This is a genomic window from Saccharothrix mutabilis subsp. mutabilis (genome assembly GCF_039521145.1).
Classification (GTDB): Bacteria; Actinomycetota; Actinomycetes; order Mycobacteriales; family Pseudonocardiaceae; genus Actinosynnema; species Actinosynnema mutabilis.
In genome coordinates, this window is the sequence record NZ_BAAABU010000019.1 from 1 (window position 1) to 12243 (window position 12243).

At 72.7% G+C, this 12243-nt stretch carries 8 protein-coding genes; 5 read left to right on the forward strand and 3 right to left on the reverse strand.

What is annotated here, in order from left to right; genetic code table 11:
* The first annotated feature begins 290 nt into the window (after nt 1-290).
* Both ABD126_RS29345 and ABD126_RS29350 read left to right on the forward strand, forming a co-directional pair.
* A complete protein-coding gene (locus ABD126_RS29345; protein ID WP_343937218.1) occupies nt 291-1226 on the forward strand; it encodes an acyl-CoA desaturase in 936 nt (311 codons plus the stop codon).
* Nucleotides 1223-1780, forward strand: coding sequence for a GNAT family N-acetyltransferase (locus ABD126_RS29350; RefSeq protein WP_343937219.1), 558 nt, complete (start codon nt 1223-1225; stop codon nt 1778-1780). The genes ABD126_RS29345 and ABD126_RS29350 overlap by 4 nt, the downstream gene beginning before the upstream one ends.
* 150 nt (nt 1781-1930) lie before the next feature.
* On the opposite strand, the gene ABD126_RS29355 is transcribed toward ABD126_RS29350, so the two are convergent.
* The 3 genes from ABD126_RS29355 to ABD126_RS29365 form a co-directional block, all read right to left on the reverse strand.
* Entirely contained in the window at nt 1931-3073 is a 1143-nt protein-coding gene (locus tag ABD126_RS29355; protein ID WP_343937220.1) for a GTP-binding protein, read from the reverse strand.
* A gap of 82 nt (nt 3074-3155) precedes the next feature.
* A complete protein-coding gene (locus ABD126_RS29360) occupies nt 3156-3677 on the reverse strand; it encodes a TVP38/TMEM64 family protein (RefSeq protein WP_343937353.1) in 522 nt (173 codons plus the stop codon).
* A 230-nt stretch (nt 3678-3907) separates the two neighbouring features.
* Nucleotides 3908-6037, reverse strand: coding sequence for a hypothetical protein (locus ABD126_RS29365; RefSeq protein ID WP_343937221.1), 2130 nt, complete (start codon nt 6035-6037; stop codon nt 3908-3910).
* A 158-nt stretch (nt 6038-6195) separates the two neighbouring features.
* Between ABD126_RS29365 and ABD126_RS29370 the strand changes: the two genes are divergently transcribed.
* The 3 genes from ABD126_RS29370 to ABD126_RS29380 all read left to right on the forward strand — a co-directional run bounded on the left by ABD126_RS29370 (nt 6196) and on the right by ABD126_RS29380 (nt 11696).
* Nucleotides 6196-9504: a protein kinase domain-containing protein gene (locus ABD126_RS29370; RefSeq protein ID WP_343937222.1), complete on the forward strand. Its 3309-nt coding sequence runs from the start codon at nt 6196-6198 to the stop codon at nt 9502-9504.
* A gap of 332 nt (nt 9505-9836) precedes the next feature.
* Complete coding sequence (locus ABD126_RS29375; protein WP_343937223.1) at nt 9837-11099, forward strand: NucA/NucB deoxyribonuclease domain-containing protein; 1263 nt, start codon at nt 9837-9839, stop codon at nt 11097-11099.
* A gap of 18 nt (nt 11100-11117) precedes the next feature.
* Complete coding sequence (locus tag ABD126_RS29380) at nt 11118-11696, forward strand: hypothetical protein (RefSeq protein ID WP_343937224.1); 579 nt, start codon at nt 11118-11120, stop codon at nt 11694-11696.
* The last annotated feature ends 547 nt before the right edge of the window (nt 11697-12243 follow it).

Consider the following 12243-nt stretch of genomic DNA (forward strand, 5'->3'; position numbering starts at 1 on the left):
ACCGGAGCCTCCTGCCCACCCCGGCCGGTCCTGCCCTGTCACGTGCTGGTCGCTCGATGCGGCCACCGTACGCCCGGTCGCAGGCGGCGGCTCGCGGTAATCGGTGCCGGGTCGTGGAGCCGTGTACCGTTGGGGGCAAGCGCGGAAGCCGCTGCCAGACCGGTCGGCACGCCGCTTCCCCGCCATCCTCCGGCCGTCCGGCCCGCTGGGGTCCGGACGTGATTCGCGCCGACGCCGGTTCGACCGAGCACCGCTCGGCACCGTGTCGCTCTTCAGTCAGGTAGTGCCCCATGACTTCGTCCACACTCGCCGCACCGAAACCGCTGTTGGCCGAACAACCCCGTTCCCGCACCGAGATGTTCGTCATCCGGGCGTTCCTGGTGATCCCGTTCGCCGCGCTGGTCGCCGCCGTGCCGCTGACCTGGGGGTGGGGGTTGAGCTGGGTGGACGTGACGCTGGCGGCGGTGTTCTACACCCTGTCCACGCTGGGTGTGACGATCGGCTACCACCGGTACTTCACCCACGGCGCGTTCAAGGCCAAGCGGGCGCTGCGGGTGGCCCTGGCCATCGCCGGCGGCCTGGCGGCGCAGGGCCCGGTGATCGGGTGGGTGGCCGACCACCGCCGCCACCACGCCTTCTCCGACCGCGAGGGCGACCCGCACTCGCCGTGGCTGTTCGGCACCTCGCCGGTGGCGTTGGCGCGGGGTTTCTGGCACGCGCACATGGGCTGGCTGTTCGGCCGCGACACCACCAACGTCGACCGGTTCGCGCCGGACCTGCTGGCGGACAACGACATCCGGGTGGTGGACCGGCTGTTCCCGTTGTGGGTGGCGCTGAGCGTGGCGGTGCCGACGGTGCTGGGCGGTGTGATCACGTGGTCGTGGTGGGGCGCTCTGACGGCGTTCCTGTGGGCCGGTCTGGCGCGGATTTCCTTCCAGCACCACGTGACCTGGTCGGTGAACTCGATCTGCCACATGATCGGCGACCGCCCGTTCGCCGCCCGCGACCGCTCGGCCAACTTCTGGCCGCTGGCGATCCTGTCCATGGGCGAGTCCTGGCACAACTCCCACCACGCCGACCCGACCTGCGCCCGCCACGGCGTGGACCGCGGCCAGCTCGACGTGTCCGCGCGGGTCATCTGGGCGTTCGAGAGGCTCGGCTGGGTCTGGCAGGTCCGCTGGCCGCGCCCGCGGCGCCTGGCGGCGTTGCGCGTGGACACCCGGTGAACACCGACCGGCTGGTGCTGCGCGCCTGGCGCACCGACGACGCCGAGGCGGCGCTGGGCATCTACGGCCACGCCGACGTCGCCAAGTGGCTGAGCCCCGCCATGGACCGCGTCCCGGACCTGCGCGCCATGCGCCTGCTGCTCCAGCAGTGGATCGCCGAGGACGCCCGCTTCGCCGAACCCGGCGGTCGCTGGGCGGTGGAGCGCGCCGCCGACCACAAGGTGATCGGCGGCGCCGTCCTGCTGCCCCTGCCACCCGGCAACGAGGACTGGGAAATGGGCTGGCAACTGCACCCGGACGAGTGGGGACAGGACTACGCCGGCGAGTGCACGTTCGCACTCGCCTCCTGGGCGTTCTCCCACGGCCTGGACGAGATCTTCACCGTCGTGCGCCCCGACAACACCCGCACCGCCGGTGCGGTGCGCCGCAACGGCATGCACTGGGTGGGCGAAACCCGCAAGTACTTCGACCTGGACCTCCAGGTCTTCCGCCTGCGCGCGGCCGACCTCGACCGCGCCGCCCACGAAGGCCACCGCCCCCCGAACCACACCTGACCACCCCGCGGGCCGGCGCCGCGGTTCCGGGAGCGGCTCCTGGAACAGCGGCTGGTCGTCGTGCGGCGAGGTGGTCCGCGCCGGCCGGTGGACCTCGGGGCGGCTGACCAAGCTGTCGGACACGGCTGGGGCCCAGCGCCGCCGCCGCGTTCAGCGCCGGGAGAGGGCGTGGTCGTGGTCGTGCGGCTCCACGTCGTCCCACAGCGGCAGCGGGTCGTCCAGCTGCCGCCACGCGGTGGGGCCTGAGGCCAGTTCGGCGTCGGTGAGCAGGGCCGGGTCGAGGCGGCGGCGCGGCTCGTCGGGGTCCAGGCCGATGCCGATGAAGACCAGTTCCTGGCGGGCGGTGCAGCCGTCGAGCAGTTCGCCCGGTTCGATGGTCAGGTTCGGCCCGGCCTGGGACCACACGGCGAGGGTGTGCGGGCGGCTGGCGATGTGGCAGAAGCCCTTGCTGCGCACCACGCCCTCCCAGTCGGCCAGCGCGGTGACGAGGCGGGCGGGGTGGAAGGGCCGGTCGGCGCGGTAGGTGACCGAGCGGATGCCGTACTCCTCGGTCTCGGGGGTGTGCGTGCCCGCCAGCTCCTGTGCCCACCCCGGTGCCGTGGCGGCCGTGACCGGGTCGTAGCGGCCGGTGTCGAGCACCTCGGCCAGGTCGACCACGCCGCGCCGGGCGCGGACCAGCCGGGCGTTGGGGTTGAGCCCGCGCAGCAGCGCCTCGGTGGTGGCGAGCTGCTCGGGGGTGGCGAGGTCGGTCTTGTTCAGCACGAGCACGTCGGCGAACTCCACCTGGTCCACCAGCAGGTCGGAGATGCCGCGCTCGTCGTCCTCGGCCGCTTCCAGGCCGCGCTGGTCGAGCCGGTCGCCGCGCTCGACCTCGGGCAGGAAGGTCGAGGCGTCGACCACGGTGACCATCGTGTCCAGGCGGGCGTGGTCGGACAGGCTGGTGCCGTCCTCGAAGGTCCACTCGAACGTCGCCGCCACCGGCATCGGCTCGGAGATCCCGGTGGACTCGATGAGGATGGTGTCGAAGCGGCCGGCGCGGGCCAGTTCGCCGACGCTGTCGAGCAGGTCTTCGCGCAGGGTGCAGCAGATGCAGCCGTTGGTCAGCTCGACCAGCCGCTCGCCGCCCCGGCCGGAGACCAGCGCGGCGTCGATGTTGACCTCGCTCATGTCGTTGACCACCACGGCCACGCGCCGTCCCTCGCGGTTGGCCAGGACGTGGTTGAGCAGGGTGGTCTTGCCCGCGCCGAGGAAGCCGGACAGCACGGTGACGGGTACTCGCGGATCGGCGCTCATGTGGTTCTTCCGGTCGGATCGGACAACGACAATGATTGTCAGATTCAACCACGCCGGCGCGCCCGCGGGTGGACGCGGACCGCTATGCGCGCTGGTCGCCCACGGAAGCGCGCTTGAGCAGGCGTGCGCCCCACACCACGCCGACGCCGGCCAACACGACCCACACGGCGGCGACCGCGATCGAGCGCGGCGAGCCGAAGTCCTCCCAGGCGTCGCCCAACAGGGCCGCCACCACGGTGGTGGGCACCAGTCCCAGCGCCGTGCCGAGGGTGAACGAACGCGGGCGAACGGCGGTCACGCCCGCCGCGTAGTTCGACACGGCGAACGGCACCACGGGCAGCAGTCGAAGCACGAGCGTCGCCGCCACGCCGCGTCGGGCGAAGACCGTTTCGACGGCCCTGAGCCGCCCTTCCCCCAGTCGGCGGGCGACGGCCTGCCGACCCAGACCACGCGCGACGAGGAACGCGACCAACGCGCCCACGGTAAAACCGGCCACGGCCAACGCGACGCCCGGCAACACCCCGAACAACAGCCCGGAGGCGGTGGCCAACACAGGCTTGGGGAAGAACAACGCCGTGCCGACGGCGCACGAGACGAGGAACACCAACGGCGCAACCGCACCGTACCCCCGAACCCACTCACGAACCTGCTCCGCACCCGGAAGATCGACCACCGCCACGGCCACCACAAGCGCCACAACAACGGCAACCAACCCGACCAGCCGCACACCACTACTACGCTCCATCGGGGACCAATGTGTCACCTCGCTGCACACCGGAGCAAACCTTGGCGTGCCCGGCAGCCGGCCGCGCCGCAGGGCCGGCGGTCCGCTGGTCAGCGCCTGGTGCGCGGGCGTCGGCCGGGTGGTGTCGGGTCGGGGCCGGTGGTGTCGACGGCGAAGAACGTGATCGGGCTGATCGGCCCGAGGTCGCGTGCGCCGAGCCGTGCGCCAGCCTCGACGTGGGCGTGGGGGCCGGCGGCGTTGCCGGAGGTTCCGGTGCGGCCGACGGGTCGGCCCGCCGCCGCGGTCCCGCCGGTCTCCACGTCGCCCGCCACCTCGGAGAGGTGGGTGAACGTCACCCGCACGGTGATCCGCTCGCTGCCCCGGTCGTACCGGTAGTCGACGCTCACCTCGCCGCCGCCGGGGCGGTCCACCGGGACCGGGCCGCGGTAGTCGGCGTGCCGGCCGCTCATCGGCGGCAGCGGGCCGGGGGAGCCGGTGGCGGAGGTCAGGAACTCCTCGACCGCGCGTCCCAACGCCGGGTCGGTGCTCAGCGCCGCGCCGGTCGCGTTCTGGATGGCCGTGACGACCGCGCTGGTGCGCGCGGACGGGACCAGTGCGTGGGACCACGCGATGTCGCCGGGAGCGCCGGCGTCCACCGTCCCCAGGGCCTGGCGCAGTGACGGGAGTTGGGGGAACCGGCGCTGCAACTGCGGGTCCACGGCCCGGGCCAACCGGTCGCGCAGCTCGGCTCGGCGGGTCTCGACGGTCGGGGTGCCCGGCGGTGGCGCGGTGGCGGCCGAGGCGGTGACGGTGTCGCGGTAGGCCAGGGCCGCGAGGAACCGTTCCGGTGCCGGGTGTCGCACCAGCGGATCGCCGGTGACCGCGCCGTAGTGTCCCGAGCGCAGGCGGAGGTAGACGCGTGTCGGGCCTTCGCGCGGCACGTCCGCCAACGCGCGCCGGTAGGCGGGGTCACGGGCGGACGCGGCGCGCAGGCTCGCGGTGAGCCTGGCCCGGAAGCCGAGCCCGAAGTAGCCGGCGGCGACCTTGGTGGCGAGGTCCTGGGCGGGGCCGCTGCGGTCCACCCACCCGAACGTCGCGCCGTGCAGTTGGAAGTCGTCGCCGACCAGTCCGGCCGCACTCGCCTGGAGCCGCTGCGGGAGCAGCACCGTCACGGTCGTCCCGGTGCCGCCCGAGATGTCCACCGCGCCGGGGCCGTGGCCGCGGTAGGTCGTCATCCGCGGTCGCGCGCTGCCGACGCCGGTGACACGGAAGTCCCGGACGCCCTGGTTCTGCGCCGCCATCACCAGGCCCACCATCGCCTCGCGTGACGCCGGCGCCGGCGGGCGGGCCAGGCCCTGCGCCACCAGCGCCTCGAACGCCGCCCGGTCGACGTCGGTGGCGCCGGCCAAGCCGCGCAACCCGGCCGACAGGCCTTCGCGGCGGGCGGTGCGCGACCGGTCGATCGCGGCGCGGGCGTGCCTGATCCGGTCCGGGCCGTCGTTCTCGCCGGCGGCGAACTCGGCGAGGTCCCGGCCGGCCTGCTCGCCGGGCGGGCGGTCGGGGCGCAGTTCCAGCCGGGCCAGGCGGGCGTCCGCCTCCACCTCGTACTGGGGCGTGTGGGCGACCGTGGCGAACCGCCGGCCCGCGTCCGCCAGGAACCGCGCGTGCGCCTGCGGCGCCGCCCCGGCCATGCCCGCCGACAGGTCCCCGAGCCGGCCGATCGACGTCCTCGCTTCGGCGAGCGCGCCGGTGAACGAACTCCGGCCCGGTGCGAGCAACCGCCGCGCGTCCGCGCCCAGCGCGTCGTTTCGGTGCTGTCGTGCCCATGCCTCCACGGCGGCGGTGTAGACGAGTTCGTGGTAGGCGGCGAGCAGCCCGTCCACCGCCGCACGCGCCCGGCTCAGCCACGCGTCGGTCCGCGACGCCAACAGCGAAGACACCTCCGCCGCGCGCGTCGGGTTGCCGCGGACGTAGTCACCCAGGGCCGCCCGCGCGGGTGCCGCCTCCTGGTCGGCGTCCAGCGCGGCGAGGTAGGCGTCGACCAACGCGACCTCCTCCCCGGTCGGCTGGCGCTGCACCACAAACGACCGCGCCACCCGCGCGGCAACCGCGTTCCCGGCCTGCCGCTGGATCCGCGCGACCAGCCCCGCCACCCCACCGAGCGCGGTCGCGCCGGCCCGCGGCACCGACTCGGCCGCCTCGACATGCACGCCGGCCGACCGCACGGGCTCCCGCACCATCCGCCCACCCTGCGCGATCCGGCGCACACGCTTCCAGAGCCGCGGGTGTGGCTGTGGGGGAAGGGAGCGCTGCCCGGTTCGTCGGCCGGCCCGCGCACCGGCGTTCCCATCCGCGATCGATGCCACCATGGTCGTCGGGGACGTGGAGGGGAGAGGGTGTGGCGCGACGGGACGAGCGGTGGTGGTTCCAGGAGGAGGTGTCGCCGTTTCGGTGGGAGCAGGACGCGCTTGAGCACGTCAAGCGGTCGGTGCGTGGGGAGTTCCCGTACCGGGGCTGGGCGACCTTCACGTTCACCGCGGCCACTGGGCGGGTCAACGAGTGCGACCTGCTGATCGCCGCGCCCGGTGGGTTGTTCCTGGTCGAGATCAAGTCGCATCCCGGCGCCGTGCGGGCGCACACCGGCAACTGGCGGTTCAACGACGGCGGTACGCGGCGGGCGTTGCGCAACCCGCTGCACCTGGTCGACCGCAAGGCCAAGGAGTTGCGGATGGTGCTGGACCGCGCCGCCGGGCGGCTGGGCGTGCCGGACCGGGTGCCGCGGGTGGAGCCGGTGGTGTTCCTGTCCGCGCCCGGTCTCGTCGCGGACATGGACGAGGTGCAGCGCCACCGCGTCTACGCCCGTGACCGGGAGAGCACGGGGTTGCCGTGGCTGTGGCGCGACCTGCTCGGCGTCGACGGGACCGAGGTGTCCCCGGAGTTCGCCCGTGACGTGCTGCCGGACCTGTTGGCCGAAGCCGACATCGGGGCCGCCACCGCGCACCTGCGCTTCGGCGGGGAGTGGGAACTCGACCGCGGGCCGCTCAACGCCGGCGTCGACTGGGAGGACCGGCTCGCCCGGCGCGACGGCGACATCGTGGAGGAAGGCCGGCTGCGCGTCTACCTGTCGGCGGACCAGGCCACCCCCGCGGCCAGGCGCGCCGTCGAACGGGCCGCCGAACGGGAGTACCGGCTGCTGCAACGGATCGTGCACCGCGGTGTCGCGCAACCCCTGCGCTTCGGACCGCACCCCGGCGGCTGGGCGATCCTGTTCCGCCACAACGCCTCCGACCTGCGCCTGGACGACTACCTCGAACTGCGCGAACCCACGCTGGCGCAACGGCTGGACCTGGTGCGCCAACTCGCCGAGGCGGTCCACTACGCGCACGGGCACGCGTTGTGCCACCGCGCGTTGTCGGCCCGGTCGGTGTGGGTCAGCGCGGACGAGCGACCGGTGCTGCGGATCGCGGACTGGCGGTCGGCGTTCCGGCTGGCGCAGCCGGCGGCGTCGGTCGGGCACACGGTCGCGGTGTCCTTCTCCGACCCGGACGACCCCTACCTGGCGCCGGAGTCGGAGATCCCGGGCGCCAACCCGGTCGCGCTGGACGTGTTCGGTCTCGGCGCCATCGCGCACCTGGTGCTGTGCGGCGAGGAACCCGCGCGGCGGCGCGCGGAGCTGCGGGACCGGCTCGCGGTGGAGCAAGGGCTGCGACCGCCTCGCGGGATTCCCGAGGGGTTCTCCGAGCTGGTGTTCGACGCCACGCGGAACGACCCGCGCCTGCGGTTGTCGGTCGACGGGTTCCTGCGCCGCCTCGACGCCCTCGAACGCGAGCACCTGGCCACCGACCACCTGCCCGCCGTGGACCCGCTGGTGGCTCGACCGGGCCAGTACCTCGAACGGCGGTGGCTGGTCGAGCGCGTTCTGGGCACCGGTTCGACCGCCCGCGCGCTCCAGGTGGCGCGCACCACCGACGACGGTGGCGTGGACCGGCGGGTCTTCAAAGTCGCGCTGGACGAGGGGCGGGCCGCCCGGCTGCGGGCGGAGGCGGACGTGCTGCGGCACGTCGGCGGTTCCGGTGTCGTGCGGCTGTTGGCGGGTCCGCGCGAGGTGCACGGGCGCACGGTGCTGGAACTGGAGTACGCCGGGACCCGGTCGGTCGGCGCACGGCTGCGCGCCGAAGGTCGGCTGGACCGCCCCGAGCTGGAGCGCTTCGGCCTGGACCTGCTGCGCGCGCTCGCCCTGCTCGCCGCCGAGGGCGTGGTCCACCGCGACCTCAAGCCGGACAACTTCGGGCTCCGCGAACGCCCGGGGTCGGACCCGGAGTTGGTGCTGTACGACCTGTCGTTGAGCGACGCCCCGCTCACGGAGGTCACCGTCGGCACGGGCGGCTACCTCGACCCGTTCCTCGGCTCGGCCCGCCGGCCGCTCTACGACGGCCACGCCGAGCGGTACGCCGCGGCGGTCAGCCTGCACGAGATGGCGTCCGGCGTCCTGCCGGTGTGGGGTGACGGCGGCACGCACCCCGGCGCGGTGGCGGCCGACCGGCCGGAACTGGCCACCGACCGCTTCGACCCGGAGCTGCGCGCCGGGCTGACCCGGTTCTTCCAGCGGGCGCTGCACCGCGACGCCGCGCGCCGCCACCCGGACCTGCCGGCGATGGAGGCGGCGTGGCGCGAGGTGTTCCCGACCCGGCGGCGTTCGTTGGCCGGGATGCGATTACGCGCTCCGGCGTGGACGCGGGGTCGGGCGCCGGTCGGGTTCGCCGCCGTGGTGTTGCTGACGTTGTCGGCGGTGTACGCGTTCGTGGCGTTGCAGCCGCCCCGGCCGATGATCTGGACCGTGGTGACGCCGAGCGTTTCCAAGGTGCCGCCGCACCGGCCGCCGGGTCCGGTGTCGGTCGAGAACCCGCAGATGACGTTCACGATCACCAGCCCGCCGGGCGGCGCGTTCGTCGCCGACACGGGGATCTTCGGTGGTGTGCAGTCGGAGTCGGTGTACTACGACGACCGGGCGCGACACCTCGCCGCGAACGTGAAGCTGTACCCGCCGGGCACGTTCGACCGCACCGCCGTCCTCGGCCGGCGCGCGTTCACCGTCGGCCCGCGCACCGCGTTCCACCTGGACGACTTCCCCGACCCGCGCCCGCGTTCGGGCTGGACGTACCCGACGCCGGCGGTCGTGGTGCAGTACGGTGCCGACACGTGGCTGGTGGTGCGGGGGTACGAGTGGTCCGAGCGTGACGAACTGGTGGACCTGGCGGGTCGCGTGGAGGTCGGCGCGCGTCGGCAGCTCCGGTTCCCGGTCCGGTTCGGGTACGTGCCCGGCGGGTTGGCCGTGTGCGGCGCGTACGACGGGCTCAGCGACCCTGGGCGCGGCGCGAACGACGGTTGGCGCGCGTACCTGCACCTGTGCGACGACAAGGCGAGCGAGTCCGCCACCGGTTACGGCGAAGCCGTGGTGATCGACCTGTCCTCCGCGAACCTCACCCCGGCACGGCCCGCGTGGGACACCGACACGACAGGCCACACCACTCCTTTGGAGGGTGGTCTTGTGGTGGACTGCGGCACGTTCGGGGCGGCGATCGTCGTCCGGGCGTCACACCGCTCCCGTTACGCGGAAGCCGACCTCGAACAGATGGCCCGCTCGCTGGAGATCCGCGACCTCACCGACCCGACGACGTGGTTCACCGCGGCCGAGGCCATCGGCTGACCGTCGAGCGGGGCGTCACACCGCGCCGTCCAACTGCCCGACCGAGCTGACGCCGACGATGGCTGGTTTGCGGTCGGCTCCGGTCTCGCCGGCGACCATGTCGGCTTGGCCCATTTGGCGGTCGTACCGGAATCTCGCCTCGTGCAGGGTGGGGTTGTCCGGGGGCGGCGAGGGGATTCACGCGAGGTGCCGCCATTGCACGTACTCGCGCCGAACAGCGTGGCGCATGTCGTGATGCGCAGAACCGGTGCGAGGTAAGTTGCATTACAAGGGGGGAATAAATGGGTATGGCAGCGCGGTTACGCGCAACCAGTGCCATCTTGTTCGCAGCAGTGTTGGTCACCGCGATGTCACCGCCTGCGGCACATGCGGCAGTGGTGGTTCCGTCCGGGAACGACGGTGGTTTCGTCTCTCCGACACTCCAACCGGACGGGACGGTGTCGCGGGTTCAACCGGAGCACCGGTCCGGCACGGTTGAGGAAGCTCGTTCCATCGCGGCTCGCAAGAACGCGATCTCCGATGTCGGCGGGATCGACGAAAAGGACCTGGACGACTACCGGACCACACTCGCCCGTGCCGCCGAGGTGGCGGAACCGCCGTCCGGCCCGTTGGAGGAGTGCCTGGCGAGTGACGAGGCCGGAAAGCCCGGCGGGAGGGTGCTGAACAGGCACTTCTGGTGTCAACGCAACACCATTCACGGAGAAGTGCTGTTCAACGGCAAGAAGGAGGGCGAGTTCACGGTCCAGTACCGCGCCGCCGCCGTGGCGAATCCGTTCACCAGGCAGGTGCACTACTTCCTGCATGGAGACGACTACGACACGGAGGGGACCTTCTCGGCCTGGTCGAGACTGTCGATCAAGATCGAGTGCGTCGTCCTCACCGCGGGCTGCTCGGTGGACCGGGGCGCGGTGGTGATGGACATCGGTGACTGGGACGACGGCGAGTGGTTGAACTGGAACATCAGTTCGGACGAAGGCGTGGCGACACAGCAGCCGGAGAAGGTGTTGCGCAACATCTTCACCGGCACCGGGCATGCCGTTGACGACTTCGGCCGGGGGGTGGAGCTCACCTCGACCACGCGTCCGGGAATCCGCTGCGATTCGGCGAGCTACTTCCCGGGCGCGGAGAAAGCGTGCACCTTCACCGACGTGATCCCGCGGCTGAACTACCGGTACGGGCAGGGCTACGACGAGGTTGTGACGCACATCAAAACGGCGCACGAGAATCCCTCGGCGACCGACCCGAAGAAGGTCGACAAAGTGGTCCCGGGACGTTGGGACGGCTATCCGACCTCACCCGGGTTGCATCGCGTGCCGTACGCGGGAACGACGTGGCAGTCCAACCGCAACGCGAAGGATCGAGCTTGTCGGCCGCTGACCGGCACGCCTGGTCAGCAGTGCGACGAGTTCCCGTTCGCGGTGACCAAGGAGGGAGCCGGTCTTGGTGACGGCAACTTCTCCGTGAAATACGTCAACGGCTCCCAGAACGGGTTGGCCGGGATCGAACTGCGGATCTACCTGAGTTGGGACCGCATCCTGTACGAGGAGACGCCGGCCGACGGCGTTCTCGACGAATTCTGGGTCAAGGCCGGCTGACGCTGCTACGCTGATCCGGTGGTCACCCACTTCCTCGGATCAGCGGACGGTGTCGTCGGGGTCGAGTACGGCCACTTCTACGTCCAATCGCGGGGGCTCGCCGAGCCTCCGCGATTGGCGTTGAGCGCGGACGATTTCTTTTTCGCGACGACCGATGCGATCGCGATCATGGCGGAATCGGGTGAAACCCGGTATGTCCTGGTCCAGATCGAGTCGTGGGCCGAAGAACCCGTCACCGCCGGACCGCCGGGCGCCGACGTCGCCGAGCGCGTGATCGCTTTCACCGACCCGGTCGTCCACGCGCAGGCCGTGATGGCCGTGGCGCCCGAGACCGCCTCTCTCGACCTCGGCGCACCCGGGACCTACCGCGCACGCGCCTATCGCTGGGGTGGCCACGTCGTGGAACAGGTTGTGCGGGCGAACGCCGATGCCACCCGTCACCGCACCGAGAGCGTGCTGCTGCAATTCTGGCCCGCGCCGGGCGCGCGCCCGACCGCAGCCGCCGCACCGGGTTCCACCCAGTTGGACGACCTGAACACGCAACTCCGACGCTGGGCCACGACCGCGGCTGAGTCACGTCCTGCCGACACGACCTGACGGCAGCGACCCATCACCCCTGACGGTCCGCTGCCCACCCGTTGCGAGAGGTCACAGGAACCGCGGCCGAGGCCATCGGCTGACCAGACGCGGCTGCCGACTTGCACTGAAGGGCGGTGCGAACTGCCCTTGTGAGCGTGCGTGCGTCGGTGGACGCGCGGTGGCGGGCGGGCGATGCTCGGATCCGGCTTTCCCGCCTTGACGTGCCGAGGTGAGCGATGCGCAGCCAGGAGGACCCGGCGCACCGGCAGTCCGACGCGCCGACCCGTGCCCGGCGGCGGCAGACCGACGCGGTGGCCGGTCCGGGCGTGGTGAACCGGTGGCAGCGTCTGGTGGGCAACCGCCGGGTGACCGCCGCGCTCCAACGCAAGTCCGCTTCCGCCGAAGCGGGGGCCGAGGAGAGCGCGTTACCCGAGCGACCTCCACCGCCCCAACGCCCGCCGGCACCCGAGCGCCCCCCGACGCCCGAGCGTCCGCCGGCACCCCAGCGTCCCTCAGCCCCTCAGCGCCCCGGCCCTCCCGCGCCTGCCGCCCGGCCCGCCGACCT

Coding starts and splice junctions, on each gene's coding strand:
- ABD126_RS29345 (WP_343937218.1), top strand. CDS start 291: ATGACTTCGTCCACACTCGCCGCACCGAAACCGCTGTTGGCCGAACAA.
- ABD126_RS29355 (WP_343937220.1), bottom strand. CDS start 3,073: ATGAGCGCCGATCCGCGAGTACCCGTCACCGTGCTGTCCGGCTTCCTC.
- ABD126_RS29365 (WP_343937221.1), bottom strand. CDS start 6,037: ATGGTGCGGGAGCCCGTGCGGTCGGCCGGCGTGCATGTCGAGGCGGCC.